The organism is Leclercia sp. (assembly GCF_036780805.1).
In the GTDB taxonomy this organism is placed as follows: domain Bacteria; phylum Pseudomonadota; class Gammaproteobacteria; order Enterobacterales; family Enterobacteriaceae; genus Enterobacter.
The window spans coordinates 154,155-174,119 of the sequence record NZ_DAIQCE010000005.1 but is presented as its reverse complement, the minus strand read 5'-3'; the positions used below and the strand labels follow the sequence as shown (position 1 = coordinate 174,119).

The window sequence follows — 19,965 nt, the reverse complement described above, 5'->3', positions numbered from 1 at the left end:
GTTACGCCCAGCGTTTAATGATAATGGAGGTATTAATGCCGCCGAACGCGAAGTTGTTGCTTTGCAGATATTCGCAATCAATGTGACGGGCTTTCCCCATAATATAATCTAACGCGCCGCATTGCTCATCTGGTTGTCTTAAATTGATTGTCGGCGCGAACCAGCCCTCACGCATCATCTGCAGGCTCATCCAGGCTTCCAGCGCGCCGCAGGCCCCTAAGGTATGGCCGAAATAGCTCTTTAACGAGGAGATCGGCACGCCATCGCCGAACACGGCGGCGGTGGCCTGACTTTCGGCGATATCCCCCCGATCGGTGGCGGTGCCATGCGCCGAAATATAGCCCATATCCTGCGGGCTCAGCCCGGCTATGTGCAGCGACTTCTCCATGCAGATCTGCATGGTTTCCCGCTGCGGCTGGGTGATGTGCGCCGCGTCGCAGTTGGTGGCGAAGCCGACGATCTCTCCGTAGATCGTCGCCCCACGCGCCTTCGCGTGCTCCAGCTCTTCCAGAATCAGGGTGCCTGCCCCCTCGCCAATCACCAGACCGTCGCGCTGGATATCGAAGGGTGCCGGAGTGGCTTGTGGCGCGTCGTTACGCTGGCTGGTGGCGAACAGGGTATCGAACACCGCCGCTTCTGACGGACAGAGCTCTTCGGCTCCGCCTGCCACCATCACCGTCTGATAGCCGTGGCGGATGGCTTCCCACGCATAGCCAATCGCCTGGCTGCCGGAGGTGCAGGCGCTGGAGGTGGGGATCACCCGCCCGCGCAGACCGAAGAACAGACCGGTATTCACCGCCGTGGTGTGCGGCATCATCTGCACATAGGTGGTGCCGGTGATGTTATTGGTGTGCTTCTCGGTGAGCATGGTGGCGAACTCGCTCACCGGGCCGGTGCTGCCGGTCGACGAGCCGTAGGCAATACCGGTTTCGCCCTCGGTCAGGATGGGGTCGTCAATCAGCCCCGCCTGCTCCAGCGCCAGTTCCGTGGCGCGGGTCGACAGCAACGAGACGCGGCCCATGGCGCGGATGCGCTTGCGGGTATAGTGATCCGGCAGGGTAAAATCATCAATCGGCGCGGCCAGTAAGGTATGCAGACCCTCATATATCGTCCACTCCGGCATCTTGCGTACCGCGTTTTTATACGCCAGCAAGCGGGCAGAAACCGACTGCCAGTCGTCCCCGAAGGCGGTGACGCCGCCCATACCGGTAATCACCACCCGACGCGTCATAACATTCCCCCGTTAATGGAGATCACCTGGCGGGTCACATAGCCCGCACTATCCGACATCAGATAGCTGGCCAGCCCGGCCACCTCATCCGCCTGACCCATCCGCTTCATCGGGATCATCGCCATCGCCTCTTTTAGCGCGGCCTCTTCCATCTCGATCATCCCGGTATCAATCAGCCCGGGCGCGATGCAGTTGACGGTGATGTTGCGCTTCGCCAGCTCCATCGCCAGGGCTTTGGTGGCACCGATAATGCCTGCTTTGGCCGCGCTGTAGTTCACCTGGCCGCGGTTGCCCATCACCCCGGAAACCGACGACAGGGTGATAATGCGTCCGCCCTGGCGGGTACCGATCATCGGCATGATGCAGGGGTGAATGACGTTGTAAAAGCTGTCGAGATTGGTGTGGATCACGCTGTCCCAGTCCTCTTCACTGAGCGCCGGAAAGGCACCATCCCGGGCGATCCCGGCGTTACTGACCACGCCATACCAGGGGCCATGGGCCTCGATATCCTGCTCCAGCACCTCGCGGCACTGCGTGCGATTGCCCACGTCAAACGAGAGCAGACGCCCGTTGCCGCCTGCCTGTTCAATAGCATTCAGGGTTTCCTGTGCGCCCGCAGCGTCGCGGTGGTAATGCACGCCGAGGGTAAACCCGTCGGCGGCAAGTTTAAGGGCGATAGCCCGGCCAATGCCTTTGCTGGCACCGGTGACCAGAACGGAACGACTCATTGACTTACCCCTTGTTTAAACAGTGATGCTAATTCCTGCTGGCTGGGCTGGAAGGTATTGACCCGCCCGGTTGCCAGCGTGGCTCCCCCGGCGATGATGGCACACTCGAAGCTGCTAAAACGCTCATCCTGCATCAGCAGCGTGGCCGTGATGGTTAACAGGCTGCCGGCCGGGAAATGCCCGGCGGCGCACACCAGCTCGCGCGCCCCCAGCACCATGCCGAGCGACATGCTCTCCTCGCCCTTCTGCAGGCGATGCCAGCCTGACCAGACGCCAACGGTCTGGGCCATCAGCTCAAGGGCATACCAGCCCGGCAGATCGCCTGCGGCATTGATGAAGGGAGCCAGCACGCCCTGCGGACCGACGGTGACGCGGCAGGCGGCAGACTCTGCGTTCACGCTCTCGACCGACGCCAGCAGCAGCATGGGGGCATCGTGGGGCAGGTACTCGGACGGGGATAAATAACTCATGACGCTCTCCCCAGCAGGATGCTGGCGTTATTGCCGCCAAAGGCGAACGAATTGGACAAAATCACCGCTTTTTTCAGCGCGGCGGGCTGATGCAGCACGCCGCAGGGGGCGAGGGTCGGATCCGGCGTATAGCGGGTGAAATCCTGGGCGGGCAGGGGCAGGTCGCGGGTCAGGATCAGCCAGCTCAGCGCCGCTTCGGTGATCCCCGCCGCCCCCAGCGTATGCCCGGTCAGGTGCTTGGTTGAACTGCAGGGCACCGCCTCGCCAAACAGATCGTGTATCACCTGGGATTCAATCTGGTCATTTAGCGGCGTTGCCGTACCGTGCAGGTTGATGTAGCCCACCTCGTCCGGCCTGATGCCGGCTTCCTTCAGCGCCTGGTTTATGGCGCTGATGGCCCCTTCGCCCTGCGGATGGGGGGCGGAAATATGGTACGCATCGCTCGACTCGCCGGTCCCCAGCAGCGCCACCGGCTGCGGCTCGCGGGTGAGGACCATCAGCGCCGCCGCTTCGCCAATGGTGATCCCCCGGCGGTCGCGGCCAAAGGGCTCGCACAGGGTGGTGGAGAGCGATTCCAGGCTGTTAAAGCCATTTACCGGCATCCGGCTCAGGGTATCCGCCCCGCCGACGATGGCGATATCCACCAGCCCGGCGTCAATCAGGCGACGCCCGCTGATCATCGCCCGTGCGCTGGAGGAGCAGGCGGTGGAAAGGGTAAAGGCGGGGCCGTCCAGACCGAGCCAGTTCGCCAGAAAGCGCGACGGATCGCCCAATTCCTGTTGGGCGTAGCGCCAGTTGACGCTCGCTTCGCCCTTCATCGACAGGTGCACATGCTTGTCGCCCTCGTCGAGTCCGGAGGTGCTGGTTCCCAGCACGACCGCCACCCGATCGGAGCCGTAACGGGCAATGGCCTCATCGACGACAGGCTGGATCTGCGCCAGCGCCGCCAGCAGCAGCTGATTGTTACGCGAGCGGTGCGCGACGGCGCTCTCCGGGATGGCGGGCAGGTCGCCATCGACGCCGCCCAGCACCGCGTCCTTTCCCTGCAGCCAGCCGCTGCGCAGGCGCATGCCCGGGGCCACGCCGCGCGTCAGGTTAACGGCAATCTCATCGGGCGAATTCCCCAGGGCGTTGATCAGGCCAACGGCAGAAATGTAGATCATCTCAGTCATCCAGATATTGAATGGTGATGTGGTAGTGGAACACGTACTGCTCGATGCTGATCGGCACGCGCTTGCCCTTGCGCTGCAGGTAGATAATCTCCGTTACCCGCTTGCCGGCGGCATTGCGCAGCTCGCGGCGGTCGCCTTTATCCTTCAGCGTCCAGCCCTTCGGCAGCTGCGGCAGCCAGGCGTCGATTGGCCAGTGGCTGAGCATCACGTCCGCCAGCACCTGGCTGGCCGGAGGCAGCTCTGGCGCAACAATCGACTGTTCAGTATGGATACCCGTTTCATTATAGGTGGCGAGGAACAGCCGGATCCCCACCGATGACAGCCCGGCGAGGGTCACCTTCTGCGCATCGGCGTTCAGCATCACCAGCAGCGACTGGGTCTTGCCGTTAACGCTGGCGGTCAGTAACTGCTGGGAGCTCAGCGCCGGGGTAATGCCCGGCGGCGGCAGCGTCACTCGGGTGCCCGGCTGGAGCCACGCCTGCGGGCGCGCATCGTTATTGTTCTGGGCCGTGTGGCTGCAACCGGCCAGCAGCAGCGCGCCGATCAGCGCCACGGCGCGGTAAAAAGGGGACTTCATCGTTCTCTCTCTTTTTTGTCTGGCATCGCCAGCGGTGCCAGCAGGAAGGCAGTAAAAATACCGCTGACCAGCACAATGCCGAAGCTGCTGATGGCCTGGGTGGCGCTGAAGACCAGCATGCCGAGGGTTAACAGGGTGGTTATCATCGCCAGGGTAATGGCCAGCAGGGAGGTCAACGGCGTGCCGCGCGGGTTGTTGAAGAATAGCGTGTAGTTGATCCCGATGCCGAGAACCAGCACCAGCGCCAGCAGCGAAAACAGGTTAACCGGATGATCCGTGACCGCTAGCGCGGCGAGCCCGCAGCCCAGCGACACCAGCGAGGGCACCAGGGTGATTAGCCCCTTGCGCCAGCCGAGGCGCAGCATGGCACCGCAGGCGATGGTCGCCAGGGCGACCGCCAGCAGGCCGGTCAGCACGCTGCGGTAGAGGGCAAACAGGCTGTCGAAGCTGGCTTTGCGATCCACCCACACCACGCCCGGCTGCTTATCTGCCAGCTCGCGCAGCGCCGGGCTGTTTTTCACGCCATTCACCGGGACCAGCACGCCGCTTTCGCCGTCGGGCAGGGTGAGCCACAGCAGACGCCAGCCTTCACTGGCCGGGCTGGCAAGCCAGGCTTCAACCTGAACCGGCATGGCATGCAGATCCGGCGACACGCTCGTCAGCCCGGCATGTTGTAGCACCCGGCTCACCGCTGGCGCTGCCTGACGCAGCAGGGCCAGATCGCTCTCCTGTCGCGCCAGCGAGTTCAGCGGCAGGGTGCGCCAGGACGCCAGATCGCCCGCCTGCTGCGCCCTGGCCAGCGCCGGGGTAAAGGCCTCCAGCCGCTCCAGCGTCTGCTGGGCCGACGCGCCATGCACCACGAACCATTTCTGATCGACACCCTGCCCGGTCAGGGCGGTAATGGCTTTCTCCTGGGCCAGAATATCCTGCGGCAGGGCCTGCAGCTGGGCGATATCGTCATCCACCCGCAGCGTGGCCATCCCCGCCAGGGCGACCAGGGCCAGCGCCACCGGCAGGCCAACCGACACGCGCCTGTCGCGCCATGCCGCCAGCCAGCGCCGCATGGGGATCTGCATCGGAACCGGACGCACCGGTAAGCCGCGGCACAGCCACGGATGCCAGAAGATCACCGTCAGGCACGAAGCGCCCAGCCCCGCAGCGGCAAACACCGCCATCTGGCGGATGCCCGGGAAGGGGGCGAGCATCATGATGAAATAGGCCGCCACGGTGGTAAGCAGCGCCAGCAGCAGCGCTTTACGCACTTTTGCCAGGCTTTGCCACGGCGAGGCCTGCCCGCCGTGAACCATCCGCTCGGTCAGGTAATAGAGCGTGTAATCCGCCGAGATGCCGATGATGCTCATGCTCATCACCAGCGTCATCAGATGCAGTTCGCCAAACAGCAGCAGGGTCGCCACCGTGCCCGCCAGCGCGCCCGTGGCGATGGAGAGCAGGCACAGGAGCAGCGGGCGCAGGGAGCGGAACACCGCCACAATCAGCAGGATCACCCCCAGTACGGTGGCGACGCCGAGGGTCGAAATATCCCGTTTGGCCTGCTGGCTGGCGTAGTCGCTGTAAAACACCGTCCCGCGCGACAGCAGCTGCGCCTGCGGATACCGGGTTTTGAGTTGGCCTTCCAGCCCGTGCAGCGTCGTGACAAGCCGGTGGGTTTGCTGCATATCGAATGACGAACCGGCCAGCTCGCCGTGCAGCAGATACCAGTAATTACCCGCCTCATCTTTCGTCACCAGCCAGCCGTCCATCAGCCGCAGCTTCTGGCTGTTTTGCGCCAGCGCCAGCTGTGAGCCGCGCATCAGCATCAGCGGATCGTTTTGCAGCTCTTTGCCGCTGACCCCGGAGAACGCCGAGTAAAGCTGGGATAAAATCCACTGGGCCTGCGCTTCGCCGCCGTTTTGCAGGCGCGCGCGGGTGGCGGGGTCGATCAGGCCGTTGCGGTGCTGCCAGAAAAATTCGCCCCAGGCTTTCTGCCCGGCGGCGTCCATTGGCCCTTTTACCTCGTGCAGAGACCCCGATCCCTGCAACAGGCTCAGCCACTGCTGCGCCACCTGCGGATCGGGATGTTTACCAGGGCTGACCAGCCATACCAGCTGGCGATCGAGGCGCGCAATAAAGCCGTCGTTCAGGGCCGGAGGGATCGCCCCGAGGCTCTGTTTGGGCAGCATCGCCAGCACGCTGCTGTTCAGCCGCGCCCCTGGCAACAGCGTCAGCAGTATGCCCAGCAGCGCCAGGCACACCGCCGCCCACACCAGCGCCGGACGTCGGGAATTACGGTGCGGCAAAACGTTGACGTTCGGCATCGGTCAGGCTGGCGGGCGTGAGCTGGTGGCGGGAGAGGGTGATAGCGGTGCGGTCGCCCTGCTTGTCGTTCAGCACGATGGACTCCAGATACGTTGCGCCACCCAGATCCATCGAGGCGAAAATCTTGTCCAGCGGGGTGGTGGTAGGGGTCAGCACCAGCGACCAGCGGCCATTGCCGAGGTCTTTAAAGTCGATGCGGAAGTTCTCCTCCAGCACCTTGCGATCCGCCTGGAACAGGGCGCGCAGCAGGTGGTTGAACTGGAACATCTGCGGGTTGTTGTCAGCGGTGATGGTCTGCGGCGGCTGGCCGTTAATGACCTGCACCATCCGTGTGTCGTCCATCAGCAGCGTCATCGGGAAGGGAGCTTTTTGATCCCACAGCAGACCGCTGTCGCGGGCGATCAGCATCTCGCCGTTGGATCGCAGCGGCTGGGGCAGATCTTTGATAGTGCGGGTCTGCTCAAAGTGGGCGCGGACCACCGGCTGTTCGGTAAAGCGCTGCTGTAATTCGTCCAGCGTCACGGCGCTGACCCACGGGCTGACCAGCAGCAGGACAAACAGCGATAATCCCTTCATGGCGTGACTCCCATCCGCTCAAATAGCACCGCCGGGCTGACAAAACAGAGCTCGCGGCTCTTCTCTTCCACCGCCACCTGAATGGTGTAGCCGGTGGTGGTCCGTTTGCCGCTGGCGGCGTCAAAAATCTGATAGGCGATGCGCAGACGGTTCTCAAACTCTTCGATGTGGGCCCGGACGCGGATCCGTTGCTCGAAGGTGAGGACATCGCGGTATTTCACCCGGGTATCAACGACTGGCCAGAGATAGCCGGACGCTTTCATCTGGCGATAGCCATAATCGAACTGGTTGAGCAGCGCCTCGCGGGCAATCTCAAAATAACGGAAATAGTTACCGTGCCAGACCACGCCCATCATATCGACGTCGTGAAACGGCACGGTCAGCTCTACTTCGGTCGTAAAGCGGGGATCGGTCAGCACCCTTTACTCCTTCTCTTTAGCATCCGGCAGACGCCAGAAATCGAAAAAATTAAACCAGTCGAGCGGGGCCAGTAGCGCAAAGTGCTCCAGCCGTTGGGCATAACGGTCGACGGCCTGCTGCAACGCCTGCTGGCGCTCGCTGCGCGGTAACAGCAGCGGATCGGCAAAGTCTTCGCAGTGGATATGCAGCTTCTGCTGCTGGCGCAGGGCGAAGATCAGCATCACCGGGCAGCGCATCAGCGAGGCGAGAATAAAGGGCCCCTCGGGGAAGGGGGCAGGCTGGCCCATAAAATCGCTCCACACCACGCGCCAGCTGCCGCCGCGCTGCGGATCGACGGCGATCCGATCCCCGACGATCGCCACCCATTCCCCGCGATCGATCTTCTCTTTCAGCAGGATGGCGGTCTGCGGGCCAATATGGGTCACCGGGATCAGGTTCAGCCCGGCCTGAGGGGCCATCTCCTGCATAATCTGCCTGAAACGCTGGGCGTTATCGCTGAAGACCAGGGCATTGATGGTCTTGCTGCCGTCGAGCTGCGCCAGCGCGCGGCAGGCCTCGACATCGCCGAGATGGGAAGCCAGCAGCAGCTTGCCCTCAGGCACCCTGAGATCGAGCTTTTCCCGTGCGCCGGGGGCAAACACCACGTCCCGGCCCAGCTTAAGCTCGCCCCGCCAGCTGGCGACCTTATCCAGCATCGCATTGCCGAAACGCAGGAAGTGGAAAAAGCTGTTCAGACGCGCGGGCTTGGGCTGCTGGCGCTGCGCCAGCGTCTCGCGCACCCGGGCAAGCCACTGTTGCGATGCCTGGCGTGCCGGGCGGGCCGTCAGCCAGTAAACGCCAATCACCGGCCACAGCAGGAGGGTAAACGCCCGGCGGCCCAGCAGCTGCCAGACCCGCAGCATCAGGCGCATACCGAACAGGCCTTTTACCTCCTGCTGCTGCGCCCAGTGCAGGCTGCGGCGGCGAAAGAGCAGGGAAGGGATGCGCGGCAGCATGCCGAAGAACAGCCGGGTATGCATCCAGGAGATGCGCAGGTTGTCGTTCAGGGCATCGAAATGGGAGATGCCATCCTGAGGATAGGTCACCCGGGTAGGCAGGAAATAGCTGGTATTGCCCTGCCAGTAGAGGCGCACCATCACTTCGGTATCGAAATCCATCCGCTTGCCGATGGGTACGCTGTTAATCACCTGTAGCGTCGGGGCCACCGGATAGACCCGAAAGCCGCACATGCTGTCCTTGAGCTGCAATGACAGGGTTTCGATCCACACCCAGACGTGGGTGATCCAGCGGCCATACAGGCGTGAGCGGGGGATGGAGTCATCAAAGACCGGCTGGCCGGAGATCAGCGCCTGCGGGTGGCGCGCCGCCAGCGCCAGCAGCTGGGGGATGTCCTCAACGGCATGCTGGCCGTCGGCATCCACCTGTACCGCATGGGTAAAACCGGCCCCGGCGCAGACCTTCAGCCCGCGGATCACCGCCGCCCCTTTACCGCCGTTGTGCGTCAGCCGCACCAGCGTCACCTGCGCATTGTCGGCCGCCAGGCGATCCAGCTCCTGACGGGTGCGGGCGTCGCTACCATCGTCGACCACAATCACCGGTAGCTGAAACGGCGCCAGGCGGCTGAGGACGCTCGCCATCATCGCCCCGTGGTTGTAGCAGGGGATCAGGATGCAGGGACGGAAGGTTAACGGCATAAGCGAATCTTCCCGCTGCTGGCCGTATGGCGCTGTTCGCCGTCGTGGCGCTGATAGCTAAAGGTGAGCATTTCGCGCTCCGCGTTCCAGTCGAGGACCAGCGTCACGGTAGCGCCAGGGAGCAGCGGCGCCTGGAATTTAACGTTCTGAATACTGTGAAAACGGTACGTTGGCACCAGCAGCGTGGTGGCGTAGTGCATCACCCAGTCAACCTGGGCGACGCCCGGCAGCAGCGGCTGCACGGCAAAATGGCCCTGGAACCAGAACAGCGTCGGATCGAGGTACAGGACGATCTCAAGATGCTGCGGTTGTGCCTGATGGCGCTCGATTTCATGGATTTTCATGAAATAACTCCTGTAACTGCGCATAGACACGCTTGTTCATACTGTTTACCGGCATTTCATCAACAATGCGCCAGTAGCGGGGGATGGCGACCGGCTCGAGCCAGGGCCGCAGGGCGCGTCGCCAGGCGAGGATCTGCGCTTTACTGCCGCGCTGGCGCAGCTGTTGACGCCCGGCGTCACTCAGCACCAGCAGCGCGCCAACGCCCTGCCGTTCACCGCGCGTGATCGGCAGCGCCGCCGCTTCGCAGATGCCGTCCAGCGTCAGCAGACGCTGTTCAACCTCGGTCAGGGAGATGCGTTTCTCTTCGATTTTCACCACCCGCCCCCGGCGGCCAAGAAGGCTGAACTGGCCGTTCTCCTCAACGTGGAGAATATCATCGAGCAGCACGCCGTCCGCATCAAGGATCAGCGGCGAAGTGACGCGCAGGGCGTCATTATCGCGGCTAAAGGTCACGCCGGGGAAGGGTTGCCAGAGGCTCGGGTCGGCCTGACGGTAGCGCCAGGCGAGGACGCCGGTTTCGCTACTGCCGTAAATTTCATCCGGCCAGATCCCCAGCCAGCGCTGGGTGTCGCAGGCCGATTCCCACGTCAGTACGCCTCCGGCCGAGATCAGCACGGCAACGGGCGGCGGAGCGAGCCGGGTATCCAGCCGCTTCAGAAACGCCGGGCTGCTGATAAACAGGTAGCGCCTGGTGTAATCCAGTGCCGCCAGCTGCTCGGCATAGGCGAGCATCGTCGCGTGCAGCGGCAGCCCCAGCGACATCGGCAGCACAATGCGAAACGTCAGGCCGTACAGGTGCTGTGGCACCACCGAGGAGACGACGCGACAGCCGTTCAGCCGCGCGCCAAAGCGGGCCGCCAGCAGGCGGGCCTCCTGGTCGAGCTGGGCGACGGTCTTGACGATCCGTTCCGGCCGCCCGGTCGAGCCGGAGGTGAACAGCTCGATAACGCGAGCGTCATCAATAGCAGGCAGCGGCGTGAAGGTGGCGGTACTGTGGCGGGCAGAGCTGACCACCATCAGCCGACCGCGGAAGCTCAGCGTCCTGTCGCTCAGCACGCCGCTGAACAGCCCCTGCTGCTCTTCCAGCTGCGATTCGCGGCTGTGTCCGGGCAGCACCGGGGTTTTGCCCGCATGCAGCGTGGCCAGCAGGGCGACGATAAACAGATAGCTGTTGTCAAAACAGAGCGCCCAGCGATCGCCTTCCTGCTGCTGTAAACAGGCCGTCAGGGCGCTGACGTCGTGGCGTAACTCCCCGAGCGACCAGCCGCGCTCGCCAGACCAGGCGACAGGGGTGTCGTCCGGGCGCGGGGCGTTCAACCACTGGCTCAAAGGCAGGGGCTTATGCATCTTTTTTAATCATCCGCTGCCGTACCAGCCACTCGCCTGCCATTAACGTTCCCATCAGGATGTAGGCGATCATGCCGTTCCACAGCGTCCAGAGGTGCATATCACCCCGCAACACGGTGAACAGCGCCATACTCCCGTTGAAGATGAAAAAGCCGCACCACACCCGGGTGACGACGCGGGTATAGCGCACGCCGGAAGGGGGGAGATTCGGTTCCCGCAGCCGCGCCAGCCGTTCGACCAGCGGCATCGCTGTCCACAGCGAGCCGCCAAACACGGCCAGCATCGCCAGGTTAACGACAACCGGATAGAGCAGCAGCCAGTGATGCGCTTTCAGCAGAATGCTTGCCGCGCACAGGGCGATGCCCGCCAGGGCCACGCTCTGCGTGACATAGCGCATCGGTCCGGCGTTAAGCCGCGCCTGACGAAAACGCAACAGCAGCAGGGCTGCCATCAGCGGCAGCAGCCAGCGCAGGCTGTTATGCGACAGCCCGTAGCCAATCAGAAAAGGCCATGCGACCAGCATCAGTCCCGTCAACAGGGGGATCGCCTGGAAGGCTCGTCCGCCACGCATGGTGTCTTAGGCTTCGCGCAGAAGTTTTTCTACCGCATCCACGACGTCCTGCACGGTACGTACCGACTTGAAGGTTTCCGGTTTAATGCGGGCGCCGGTTCTCTTCTGCAGGTGAACAACCATGTCGACGGCGTCGATGCTGTCGAGGTCGAGATCGTCGTACAGGCGTGCCTCGGGGGTGATGGCGTCCGGTGCAACCTCAAACAGGGTGATGAGGAGAGTGGTGACTTCCTGATAAACGGATGTGTGTTCTGTCGTCATTTTAAATTCGGTCTCAGGCGCGTTGGGCGGTGATGAAGGAAGCCAGGGTGGCGACGGAGTAGAAATGCTGACGCATCTCTTCGCTTTCGGCAGATAACACCACGCCGTACTGGTTTTTTATCGCCAGTCCCAGCTCAAGGGCATCGATCGAGTCGAGCCCCAACCCATCGCCAAACAGTGCGGCATCCGTATCGATATCCTCTGCGGTCAATTCGTCCAGATTGAGAGTCGTAATTATAAGATTTTTAATTTCAAGGTAGAGCGCTTGCATCATTAATTCCTGACAAAGATTGAAGACCGGATGTTAATCGATGCTGCAGGTGCCGGTTGAGTTGCCTTGCCGCCAGAGCCGGCTCGTGGACTGCCGCATCGTAAAAATCATCAATATTCACCCGCTCACGGACATCGACCGTGAAAAAGGGCTTATTTGGCGGTATGTCATACCACCGGCTGTGTTTATCGAGTAGATGCTCGCTGCAGTGGATGAGCACCACCCGCAGATCGCTGCCGCAACGCACGGCAATGTTGGCCGCGCCGCGTTGCAGCGTAATGGCTTTACCCACCTGCGTGCGCGTGCCTTCCGGAAAAATCAGCAGAGTGTCGCCCTGGGCCAGGCGCTGTTGGCAGGCGCTTAACAGGGTGTCGGCTTCGCTGTTGATCAGATAATCCGCCGCCCGGATCGCCCCGCAGAGAAAGGGGTTACGCAGCAGAGCGCTTTTCACCAGACAGTCGGTTTCCGGCATCACCGAGGCGATCAGCACGTAGTCGATCAGCGTCGGATGGTTCGCCACCACCAGACAGCCGCGCTCCTGGCGCAGCACCTCGAGATGGTCGAAGCGATAATCCAGCACCCCGAGAGTGCGGGTGACGGTTAAAAAGGCCCGGAAGCTGGCGGCGATGCTGCGGCGGGCGAGACGACGACGACGGGCGCGATCGCGCTGGACCAGGTTCAACAGATTGAACCACACCAGCGACAGCAGCAGCCCGCCCGCGCCAAACAGCACGAAGCACAGGCCGGTCATCACCAGCCGCCAGCCGCGGCTGAGGGCCGCCCTGATACGTATCATGCCCGTGTCCACCGCCACAGCAGGCGCTCGCCGGGGACGTCAAACTGCCGATCGTCGCGCAGGTAGTGGCGCAGGAACAGCAGGCTCTGCGGCAGGGAAAGCTCTTCAACACAGCAGGCGGATTGCGTTTCGCAGCGCAGGGCGTCACCGGCTTCGATGACCAGCGCCAGGGCATAGGGCCAGGTGGGCATCTGGGCCGGAAGTGCGGAGCGGTAAAAGTCGGGCAGGGTGCCGTCGAAATCGACCATTAATACCCGTTGATACCCGGCATGCAGCAGGCTCAGCACTTCGCACAATCCCTGCTGAAAAGTATCCATCCCGGCGGAAAGGGATGACGAGACAATCGGCTGACGCGCGGCGATAGTCAGATTGCCCACCGCCGAGTTGTGGACCGACATGGCAAAATCGGTGGGGGAAACATCCTGCCCGGTCGCCAGCGCATGCAGGAGGCGATAGTTACGCTCCAGCTCGCCGTGACGGCTGGTATAAACCACGGCATCGACGGCATGTTTTCGCACCATCGCCAGGCCGCAATCCACCGCCAGTTTACTGCCGGAGCTGAGGCGGCGGGCGGTCATCATCGGCAGATCGGACAGAGTTACCTGCGGCGCAGCAGGATCGATGGCATGCAAACCCTGTGACCATGCCTGCCAGTGGCTGGCATCACTAAGGCCTGGCGCTCTGGCTTGCCAGTCGAGAATGTTAAGTGCAAATTTCATCTGCGCGCGTCCGCGATAAACCCGTTATCCAGCAACGCAGCCGAAAATCAGGTCGCGTTATTGTTTATTTTCTGACAAATCAATAAGGTGTGGCCTACCCCGAGATTGTCCTGCCGTTGTTCTACCCGGAATCCTGCTTTCTCCAGGTAGTGATAAAATTTCTCTACGCTGTAAAAACGGCTGTTGCCGTTCGCCATACAGGTGAAATAGAGCGAGGTGGCGTTCAGGCTGAAGGAAGCCGCTTCGAATCGTTGCGCATCCCAGAACAGTTCCAGAATGCACAGGCGGGCACCCGGCTTCATTACCTTTGCCACCTTGCTCAGCAGGGCAACAATCTGATCGGGGGAGAAGCAGTCCAGAAACTGGCTCATCCACCAGATATCCGCGTCATCCGGCAGAGCAGCGTCGCTAAGCATATCGACAGGGCAGAGCTCAATACGATGAGATAATCCTGCTTTTGCGATATTTTCCCGGGCCAGTGCAATTTGCTGCGGCAGATCGAGCAGCGTCACGGTGATATTTTCATCGTAACGACAGCAGCGTAGCGCCCATTTACCCGTATTTCCGCCGACATCGTACAATTTTGTCGGCCTGCTTGCGAATATAAGGGGTAGCGCGGCCTCGAATGCGCCATCGGAATAGAAGTGATCGAAAGCAAACCAGCTCCGCTGCGCCTGCTCGGGCAGAGCGGAGAGGGCCGGATAAATGGTCGGCCACTCGCCAAAGACGGCGAGGCCGGCCGGTTTTTCCGCTTTCAATGCATCGGCAAGATGAAACAGCCCCTGGTAGCAAACATCCTGGGTGAAGTCCATATTGACGCGGGTCATGGGGTCATGCAGCAGATAATGACCAATTTTGGCCAGATAATATCGCCCCTCGCTGTGGGTGACGATCCGCCCGCTTAATCCCATATCCAGCAATACGCCAACGCCATACTCGCTGAGGGTGCTGTTGGCCACGATCTCGTCAAGAGATGCGCCGCGCTGTCCCTGTTTGTCCAGCCAGGCGAGCACCCCGGTGTTGCGCAGACAGAGCGCGGTCTGAAACAGCATCGGGGCAAAAGCGATACGCTGCGCTTCAGTGATGGCCTCCAGCGCGCTGAGGTTGTCCTTTTCGTACATGTGTTATCCCGGTAAGCGGCTTTTCGGTCGGCCTGGGCCGAGAAGGATCGCCAGCTTGCTGCCCCCCTGGGTGGTCTCCATCCAGATCTTACAGACGCTGGTCAGCGGTACCGACAACAACATCCCCACCGGGCCGAGTAACCAGCCCCAGATCAGTAACGACAGGAACACCACCATGGTGGACATCCCCAGCCGGTGACCCATCATCCGGGGCTCAACGATATTGCCCAGCACCATATGAACGACCAGGAACAGCGCCCCCACCATGGCGCACTCATAGAGGCCATTAAACAGAAACGCCTGAATCATCGGCGGGACGGCGGAAATCACCGCGCCAATATTGGGCACATAGTTGAGCAGGAAGGCCAGCACGCCCCACATCAGCGCGAACTGCACGCCCAGCAGCGTCAGCCCCAGCCAGACAATTGCGCCCGTCCAGAGGCTTAACAGCGTTTTCAGCGCCAGATAGTGAGAAACGCCCTTAAGTGCCCGGTGCAGACCGGCGATGTGGATCTGCGGGTTATTCAGGGCAAAACGCATTTTGTACGGCACGTGGCGCACTTCAAACAGCATAAAGACCACGGTCATCACCAGCAGCAGAACGCTTGCCATCGCCCCTGAGAGCTGGGTCATCAGCGCGGTGGCAAAGGTCATTACCTTTTCCGAGTCCATCCGTTTCAGCATCCGCTCCGGGGAGATATGCAGGTTGAGAAACGGGAACATCTCCTGCAGATCGACCAGTTTGCGCGTCAGCTCTTTATTGTATTTCGGCAGCAGGGCAGCAAATTCATTGAGCGAGGCCGCCAGCACGCCAAACAGCGCCGTCAGGCCAATCAGCATCACCACCACCACAATGGTGATGGCCACCGGGCGGCTAACCCCGCGGCGCAAAAACCAGGTGACGAGGGGGTTGAGAACGATAGCGAAAAAGAGCGCCAGCAGCAGCTGCACGAGAATATCCGCGGCGGCGTGGATGCCGGCGAGGATCACCACCAGGCAGGCCAGTTTGAGCAGAATGTGAAGACCGGATTTATCAGGCTGTGTAAGACCCGGCTTACCGGGTGGCGTGGTTAACATAGTGTTTCCTCTTATAAGATGCTCATAAGTGTAGTGCGCGCGCAGCGCTTCGGCGGAGGCCGTTAATCTTAAAGTCGCTGCTGCATTTCAGCCCCTGTCATGGTAATAGTGAAACACTGTTGTAAAAATTCTGGTGAACCTGATGCCCGAACCCGCCGCCGAACCGGCACTGAGTGGATTACGCCTCAACCTGCGTATTGTTTCCGTCGTTATTTTCAACTTTGCCAGCTACCTGACCATCGGCTTGCCGCTGGCCGTGCTGCCGGGCTATGTCCATGACATCATGGGCTTTAGCGCCTTCTGGGCCGGTCTGGTCATCAGCCTGCAATACTTCGCCACGCTGTTAAGCCGCCCTTATGCCGGGCGCTATGCCGACCTGTTTGGCCCGAAAAGCATTGTGGTGCTGGGGCTATGCGGCTGCTTCCTGAGCGGGGTGAGCTACTTCCTCGCCAGCGTCACCAGCGCCTGGCCGATGGTGAGCCTGATACTACTTTGTCTTGGTCGAGTGATCCTCGGGGTCGGGCAGAGCCTCGCCGGAACCGGCTCCACGCTGTGGGGCGTCGGGGTGGTAGGGGCATCGCATATCGGGCGGGTGATCTCCTGGAACGGGATTGTCACCTACGGTGCGATGGCGATGGGGGCCCCGCTCGGGGTGCTCTGCTATCGCTATACCGGCCTGAGCGGGCTGGCGCTCACCATTATGGTGGTGGCGCTGCTGGCGATTCTGTTTGCCCTGCCGCGACCGAAAGTCAAAGCCAGCAAAGGCAAGCCGATGCCGTTTCGCGCGGTGCTGGGGCGCGTCTGGCCCTACGGCATGGCGCTGGCCCTCGGCTCGGCAGGCTTTGGAGTGATCGCCACCTTTATCACCCTGTTCTATGCCGATAAAGGCTGGGACGGGGCGGCCTTTGCCTTGACCCTGTTCAGCTGCGCCTTCGTCGGGACGCGGCTGCTGTTCCCGAACGGCATCAACCGGCTGGGCGGGCTGAACGTGGCCATCATCTGCTTTAGCGTTGAGATTGTCGGCCTGCTGCTGACCGGCATCGCCGATGCGCCGTGGATGGCGCGGATTGGGGTCTTCCTCGCGGGGGCGGGCTTCTCGCTGGTGTTCCCGGCGCTGGGGGTGGTGGCGGTCAAAGCGGTGCCGCAGCAGAACCAGGGCGCGGCGCTGGCGACCTACACGGTGTTTATGGATATGTCGTTGGGGATCACCGGGCCGCTGGCCGGGCTGGTGATGGCGTGGGCCGGGGTGCCGGTTATCTATCTGGCGGCGGCGGGGCTGGTGGCGGTGGCGTTACTGCTGACGTGGCGGCTAAAAAAATGGCCTCCAGCGGAGGCCACTTCATCGTGATGAATTACTGAATCACGAGGGTATTGATGATGTTCTCTGCGGCAGTTTGCGCTTTCTGCTGATCGTCAGCAGGCAGCGTGATCTGCAGGGTCAGGAGTTTGTTGTCCACTTTACCCAGCACGACGGAGGAGTAAGCGGTCTGGCCTTTAGCGGAGATAATGCTATCCAGCTGTTGCAGCTTTTGGCCTTTCAGCTCGATGGCTTTGTTGGTTACGACCTGCAGCTGCGGGTCGCGGCTGCGCTGCTGATCTTCCAGACGTTTCGCCAGCACGCCCAGGTCTTCATTAGTGTCATCACCGACGATCACAATCACCGCTTTTTGCCCGGTGGCATCGGAATAGACGTGCATGTTGTTGGCCTGGGTGCCCAGCTTGCCGCTCTGATCGGTCATATCCGCCGGCAGAGAGAAGCTGAGTTTGCCATCCATCAGGCTGACCGGCTGACCCGTGGCGTTGCTTTCCGCAGACGCAGCCTGAGCAGGCGTTTTGGTGTCGCTGTTATCACAGGCTGCCAGCCCCATCACCAGCAGGCCGATCCCGACATATTTAACCAGATTGCGCATTACATTCTTCCTTTCGATAAACGGCCATAACGGCGCATCAATCCATCTTATCACAACTGTTCAGGGGAACCCTTAACCAGCCTGCAATGCCGAGATTTCAGATTTATCCGCGAATCTTTTCAGCAACATATTCAGCAGCACGCCGTACATCGGCAGGAAGAAGACCAGGCTGATAAGCACCTTGAAGGCGTAATCCACGAGCGCAATTTCCATCCAGTGTTGCGCCATGAACGCATCCGGGCTGCGCCAGAAGGCAATAAAGAAAAAGGCCAGGGTGTCGCTGACGTTGCCAAACAGCGTCGAGGCGGTCGGAGCCAGCCACCAGCGATGGTTCTGCCGCAGGCGGTTAAACACATGCACGTCGAGGATCTGCCCCAGCGCATAGGCCATAAAGCTGGCGGCGGCGATACGGGCGACGAACAGGTTGAAGTGCGTCAGCGCCTCAAAGCCCTGCCAGCTGCCCATATAGAACAGGGACGAAATCACGTACGAAACGAACAGCGCCGGGAGCATGACGGCAAAGATAATGCGTCGCGCCAGCGGGGCGCCAAAGATGCGGACGGTGAGATCGGTCGCAAGGAAGATAAACGGGAAACTGAACGCGCCCCAGGTGGTATGAAAACCAAAAATGGAGATCGGCAGCTGCACCAGGTAGTTACTGGAGGTGATCACCAGCAGATGAAAAAGCGAAAGCCAGAACAACGCTTTTACGCGCTGCGATTGAGAGAACTGCGTCATATTGTGACCTTTTTGATTAGTATTTGGGGTGAGGGAACCCAATAAAGCCGCCGCATGATACTGCTTTGACGGCACTTTGCAATGGCTAATTTTCACGCAATCGTTAACCTGGTTTGCTTTGCCCGGCTCGCGGCGTAAACTACTGCCGTTTTTATCTGGACGAGACCACGATGACCGATCTGTTTACCCATCCGGACCACACCCTTGACGCCCAGGGCCTGCGCTGCCCGGAACCCGTCATGATGGTGCGCAAAACCGTGCGCACGATGCAATCCGGCGAAACGCTGTTAATTATTGCCGACGATCCGGCCACCACCCGCGATATTCCGGGCTTCTGTACCTTTATGGAACATGAGCTGCTGGCGCAGGAGACCGGGGCGCTGCCGTATCGGTATCTGATTCGCAAAGGGTAATGCCTTGTATGGGGTATGCGGCCTGATGCCCTCACCCCAACCCTCTCCCACGGGGAGAGGGCGCAAACCCGGCATGACCGCCGCCACAAATCTAAACCACCATTTCATTTTTTGGCGCTTTTTGTGAAGTGCTTCACCCTCGCTTTCCAGGCTGTAGTCTAGTTATTAAACGTATAACTAAAACGACGTTTCGATACTTACCCTCACTACCCTGGAGTTGACTCGATGAAAACGACCCTCAAGCCGTTGCTGGCCGCGCTGTGTCTGTCTGCTGTCGCTGCCTCTGTTTCTGCTCAAACCATTAAAGCTGCCGATGTGCATCCCGAAGGCTACCCGAACGTGGTGGCGGTGCAGCATATGGGTGAAAAACTCAAACAACAAACCGACGGCAAGCTGGAGATGAAAGTCTTCCCCGGCGGCGTGCTGGGGGATGAAAAGCAGATGATTGAGCAGGCCCAGCTGGGGGCCATCGATATCATTCGCGTCTCCATGGCGCCTGTGGCTGCGATCCTGCCGGATATCGAAGTCTTTACGCTGCCCTACGTCTTCCGCGATGAAGACCATATGCACAAAGTGATCGACGGCGATATCGGCAAGCAGATCGGTGAGAAGCTGACCGCCAACCCGAAATCCCGGCTGGTGTTTCTCGGCTGGATGGACTCTGGCACCCGTAACCTGATCACCAAGAACCCGGTGGTGAAACCGGAAGATCTGAAAGGGATGAAGATCCGCGTTCAGGGCAGCCCGGTGGCGCTTGCCACCCTGAAAGACATGGGGGCCAACTCGGTGGCGATGGGGGTCAGCGAAGTCTACAGCGGGATGCAGACCGGGGTGATTGACGGTGCGGAAAACAACCCGCCAACCTTTGTTGCTCACAACTACATGCCGGTGGCAAAAAACTACACCCTCAGCGGCCACTTTATCACCCCGGAAATGCTGCTCTACTCCAAAGTGAAATGGGACAAGCTGAGCGCCGACGAGCAGGAAAAGATTAAGACCCTCGCCCGCGAAGCCCAGTTTGAGCAGCGCAAGCTGTGGGAAGCCTACAACACCCAGGCGCTGGAAAAAATGAAAGCCGGCGGCGTGCAGTTCCATGACATCGACAAGTCGGTGTTTATCAAAGCGACGGAGCCGGTGCGCGCCCAGTATGGCGAACAGCATCAGGATCTGATGAAAGCGATCGCTGACGTCCAGTAACCCTCTGCGTGGAGG

General features: G+C 61.1%; 22 protein-coding genes and 1 pseudogene. 3 read left to right on the top strand and 20 right to left on the bottom strand.

Going from position 1 to position 19,965, the window contains the following annotated elements; all coding sequences use genetic code 11:
• Window position 1 precedes the first annotated feature (1 nt).
• From V7Q49_RS15050 to V7Q49_RS14965, 18 genes are read right to left on the bottom strand one after another with little or no spacing between them, the layout of a single operon-like run.
• Window positions 2-1,231, bottom strand: a complete 1,230-nt coding sequence (locus tag V7Q49_RS15050; RefSeq protein ID WP_333853175.1) for a beta-ketoacyl-ACP synthase — start codon at window positions 1,229-1,231, stop codon at window positions 2-4.
• On the bottom strand, window positions 1,228-1,959 hold the full coding sequence (locus V7Q49_RS15045) for a 3-ketoacyl-ACP reductase FabG2 (RefSeq protein WP_333853173.1): 732 nt from the start codon (window positions 1,957-1,959) through the stop codon (window positions 1,228-1,230). Before V7Q49_RS15045 ends, V7Q49_RS15050 begins: the two co-directional genes overlap by 4 nt.
• On the bottom strand, window positions 1,956-2,429 hold the full coding sequence (locus tag V7Q49_RS15040; RefSeq protein ID WP_333853171.1) for an ApeP family dehydratase: 474 nt from the start codon (window positions 2,427-2,429) through the stop codon (window positions 1,956-1,958). The genes V7Q49_RS15045 and V7Q49_RS15040 overlap by 4 nt, the downstream gene beginning before the upstream one ends.
• A complete protein-coding gene (locus tag V7Q49_RS15035; protein WP_333853169.1) occupies window positions 2,426-3,592 on the bottom strand; it encodes a beta-ketoacyl-[acyl-carrier-protein] synthase family protein in 1,167 nt (388 codons plus the stop codon). The genes V7Q49_RS15040 and V7Q49_RS15035 overlap by 4 nt, the downstream gene beginning before the upstream one ends.
• A 1-nt stretch (window position 3,593) precedes the next feature.
• Window positions 3,594-4,178: a DUF3261 domain-containing protein gene (locus tag V7Q49_RS15030; RefSeq protein WP_333853167.1), complete on the bottom strand. Its 585-nt coding sequence runs from the start codon at window positions 4,176-4,178 to the stop codon at window positions 3,594-3,596.
• Complete coding sequence (locus V7Q49_RS15025) at window positions 4,175-6,493, bottom strand: MMPL family transporter (RefSeq protein ID WP_333853165.1); 2,319 nt, start codon at window positions 6,491-6,493, stop codon at window positions 4,175-4,177. The genes V7Q49_RS15030 and V7Q49_RS15025 overlap by 4 nt, the downstream gene beginning before the upstream one ends.
• Window positions 6,462-7,070, bottom strand: a complete 609-nt coding sequence (locus V7Q49_RS15020; protein WP_333853163.1) for an outer membrane lipoprotein carrier protein LolA — start codon at window positions 7,068-7,070, stop codon at window positions 6,462-6,464. The genes V7Q49_RS15025 and V7Q49_RS15020 overlap by 32 nt, the downstream gene beginning before the upstream one ends.
• Entirely contained in the window at window positions 7,067-7,489 is a 423-nt protein-coding gene (locus V7Q49_RS15015; RefSeq protein WP_333853161.1) for an acyl-CoA thioesterase, read from the bottom strand. Before V7Q49_RS15015 ends, V7Q49_RS15020 begins: the two co-directional genes overlap by 4 nt.
• Window positions 7,490-7,492: 3 nt before the next feature.
• The gene (locus V7Q49_RS15010) at window positions 7,493-9,184 is read right to left on the bottom strand and encodes a glycosyltransferase family 2 protein (RefSeq protein ID WP_333853158.1); all 1,692 of its coding nucleotides are present in this window, start codon (window positions 9,182-9,184) and stop codon (window positions 7,493-7,495) included.
• On the bottom strand, window positions 9,175-9,528 hold the full coding sequence (locus V7Q49_RS15005) for an ApeI family dehydratase (RefSeq protein ID WP_333853156.1): 354 nt from the start codon (window positions 9,526-9,528) through the stop codon (window positions 9,175-9,177). Before V7Q49_RS15005 ends, V7Q49_RS15010 begins: the two co-directional genes overlap by 10 nt.
• Window positions 9,515-10,876, bottom strand: a complete 1,362-nt coding sequence (locus V7Q49_RS15000) for an AMP-dependent synthetase (protein ID WP_333853154.1) — start codon at window positions 10,874-10,876, stop codon at window positions 9,515-9,517. Before V7Q49_RS15000 ends, V7Q49_RS15005 begins: the two co-directional genes overlap by 14 nt.
• The gene (locus tag V7Q49_RS14995) at window positions 10,869-11,447 is read right to left on the bottom strand and encodes a hypothetical protein (protein WP_333853153.1); all 579 of its coding nucleotides are present in this window, start codon (window positions 11,445-11,447) and stop codon (window positions 10,869-10,871) included. The genes V7Q49_RS15000 and V7Q49_RS14995 overlap by 8 nt, the downstream gene beginning before the upstream one ends.
• A gap of 6 nt (window positions 11,448-11,453) precedes the next feature.
• Window positions 11,454-11,708: an acyl carrier protein gene (locus V7Q49_RS14990; protein WP_333853151.1), complete on the bottom strand. Its 255-nt coding sequence runs from the start codon at window positions 11,706-11,708 to the stop codon at window positions 11,454-11,456.
• A 13-nt stretch (window positions 11,709-11,721) separates the two neighbouring features.
• The gene (locus tag V7Q49_RS14985; protein WP_333853149.1) at window positions 11,722-11,979 is read right to left on the bottom strand and encodes a phosphopantetheine-binding protein; all 258 of its coding nucleotides are present in this window, start codon (window positions 11,977-11,979) and stop codon (window positions 11,722-11,724) included.
• Entirely contained in the window at window positions 11,960-12,775 is an 816-nt protein-coding gene (locus tag V7Q49_RS14980) for a lysophospholipid acyltransferase family protein (RefSeq protein ID WP_333853148.1), read from the bottom strand. Before V7Q49_RS14980 ends, V7Q49_RS14985 begins: the two co-directional genes overlap by 20 nt.
• The gene (locus V7Q49_RS14975; protein ID WP_333853147.1) at window positions 12,772-13,494 is read right to left on the bottom strand and encodes a beta-ketoacyl synthase chain length factor; all 723 of its coding nucleotides are present in this window, start codon (window positions 13,492-13,494) and stop codon (window positions 12,772-12,774) included. Before V7Q49_RS14975 ends, V7Q49_RS14980 begins: the two co-directional genes overlap by 4 nt.
• A gap of 47 nt (window positions 13,495-13,541) precedes the next feature.
• On the bottom strand, window positions 13,542-14,615 hold the full coding sequence (locus V7Q49_RS14970) for a class I SAM-dependent methyltransferase (RefSeq protein ID WP_333853146.1): 1,074 nt from the start codon (window positions 14,613-14,615) through the stop codon (window positions 13,542-13,544).
• A gap of 3 nt (window positions 14,616-14,618) precedes the next feature.
• Window positions 14,619-15,692, bottom strand: a complete 1,074-nt coding sequence (locus V7Q49_RS14965) for an AI-2E family transporter (protein ID WP_333853144.1) — start codon at window positions 15,690-15,692, stop codon at window positions 14,619-14,621.
• Window positions 15,693-15,791: 99 nt separating this feature from the next.
• On the opposite strand from V7Q49_RS14965, the pseudogene V7Q49_RS14960 reads away from it, so the two are divergent.
• Window positions 15,792-17,040 (top strand): annotated as a pseudogene (locus tag V7Q49_RS14960) (MFS transporter).
• A 4-nt stretch (window positions 17,041-17,044) separates the two neighbouring features.
• On the opposite strand, the gene V7Q49_RS14955 reads toward V7Q49_RS14960, so the two are convergent.
• Window positions 17,045-17,602, bottom strand: a complete 558-nt coding sequence (locus tag V7Q49_RS14955) for a DcrB family lipoprotein (RefSeq protein ID WP_333853142.1) — start codon at window positions 17,600-17,602, stop codon at window positions 17,045-17,047.
• Window positions 17,603-17,674: 72 nt separating this feature from the next.
• A complete protein-coding gene (locus tag V7Q49_RS14950; protein WP_333853141.1) occupies window positions 17,675-18,340 on the bottom strand; it encodes a 7-cyano-7-deazaguanine/7-aminomethyl-7-deazaguanine transporter in 666 nt (221 codons plus the stop codon).
• A 170-nt stretch (window positions 18,341-18,510) separates the two neighbouring features.
• Here V7Q49_RS14950 and tusA point away from each other — a divergent pair, with 170 nt between their 5' ends.
• Window positions 18,511-18,753 (top strand): sulfurtransferase TusA, encoded by a 243-nt coding sequence (gene tusA, locus V7Q49_RS14945; RefSeq protein ID WP_333853139.1) that lies wholly within the window; start codon window positions 18,511-18,513, stop codon window positions 18,751-18,753.
• A 225-nt stretch (window positions 18,754-18,978) separates the two neighbouring features.
• A complete protein-coding gene (locus V7Q49_RS14940) occupies window positions 18,979-19,950 on the top strand; it encodes a TRAP transporter substrate-binding protein (RefSeq protein WP_333853137.1) in 972 nt (323 codons plus the stop codon).
• Window positions 19,951-19,965 lie beyond the last annotated feature (15 nt).

Bases quoted from the DNA above. Each gene is read 5' to 3' on its own strand.
- V7Q49_RS15050 (WP_333853175.1), bottom strand. From the start codon at position 1,231: ATGACGCGTCGGGTGGTGATTACCGGTATGGGCGGCGTCACCGCCTTC.
- V7Q49_RS15045 (WP_333853173.1), bottom strand. From the start codon at position 1,959: ATGAGTCGTTCCGTTCTGGTCACCGGTGCCAGCAAAGGCATTGGCCGG.
- V7Q49_RS15040 (WP_333853171.1), bottom strand. From the start codon at position 2,429: ATGAGTTATTTATCCCCGTCCGAGTACCTGCCCCACGATGCCCCCATG.
- V7Q49_RS15035 (WP_333853169.1), bottom strand. From the start codon at position 3,592: ATGATCTACATTTCTGCCGTTGGCCTGATCAACGCCCTGGGGAATTCG.
- V7Q49_RS15030 (WP_333853167.1), bottom strand. From the start codon at position 4,178: ATGAAGTCCCCTTTTTACCGCGCCGTGGCGCTGATCGGCGCGCTGCTG.
- V7Q49_RS15025 (WP_333853165.1), bottom strand. From the start codon at position 6,493: ATGCCGAACGTCAACGTTTTGCCGCACCGTAATTCCCGACGTCCGGCG.
- V7Q49_RS15020 (WP_333853163.1), bottom strand. From the start codon at position 7,070: ATGAAGGGATTATCGCTGTTTGTCCTGCTGCTGGTCAGCCCGTGGGTC.
- V7Q49_RS15010 (WP_333853158.1), bottom strand. From the start codon at position 9,184: ATGCCGTTAACCTTCCGTCCCTGCATCCTGATCCCCTGCTACAACCAC.
- V7Q49_RS15005 (WP_333853156.1), bottom strand. From the start codon at position 9,528: ATGAAAATCCATGAAATCGAGCGCCATCAGGCACAACCGCAGCATCTT.
- V7Q49_RS15000 (WP_333853154.1), bottom strand. From the start codon at position 10,876: ATGCATAAGCCCCTGCCTTTGAGCCAGTGGTTGAACGCCCCGCGCCCG.
- V7Q49_RS14995 (WP_333853153.1), bottom strand. From the start codon at position 11,447: ATGCGTGGCGGACGAGCCTTCCAGGCGATCCCCCTGTTGACGGGACTG.
- V7Q49_RS14990 (WP_333853151.1), bottom strand. From the start codon at position 11,708: ATGACGACAGAACACACATCCGTTTATCAGGAAGTCACCACTCTCCTC.
- V7Q49_RS14985 (WP_333853149.1), bottom strand. From the start codon at position 11,979: ATGCAAGCGCTCTACCTTGAAATTAAAAATCTTATAATTACGACTCTC.
- V7Q49_RS14980 (WP_333853148.1), bottom strand. From the start codon at position 12,775: ATGATACGTATCAGGGCGGCCCTCAGCCGCGGCTGGCGGCTGGTGATG.
- V7Q49_RS14975 (WP_333853147.1), bottom strand. From the start codon at position 13,494: ATGAAATTTGCACTTAACATTCTCGACTGGCAAGCCAGAGCGCCAGGC.
- V7Q49_RS14970 (WP_333853146.1), bottom strand. From the start codon at position 14,615: ATGTACGAAAAGGACAACCTCAGCGCGCTGGAGGCCATCACTGAAGCG.
- V7Q49_RS14965 (WP_333853144.1), bottom strand. From the start codon at position 15,692: ATGTTAACCACGCCACCCGGTAAGCCGGGTCTTACACAGCCTGATAAA.
- V7Q49_RS14955 (WP_333853142.1), bottom strand. From the start codon at position 17,602: ATGCGCAATCTGGTTAAATATGTCGGGATCGGCCTGCTGGTGATGGGG.
- V7Q49_RS14950 (WP_333853141.1), bottom strand. From the start codon at position 18,340: ATGACGCAGTTCTCTCAATCGCAGCGCGTAAAAGCGTTGTTCTGGCTT.
- tusA (WP_333853139.1), top strand. From the start codon at position 18,511: ATGACCGATCTGTTTACCCATCCGGACCACACCCTTGACGCCCAGGGC.
- V7Q49_RS14940 (WP_333853137.1), top strand. From the start codon at position 18,979: ATGAAAACGACCCTCAAGCCGTTGCTGGCCGCGCTGTGTCTGTCTGCT.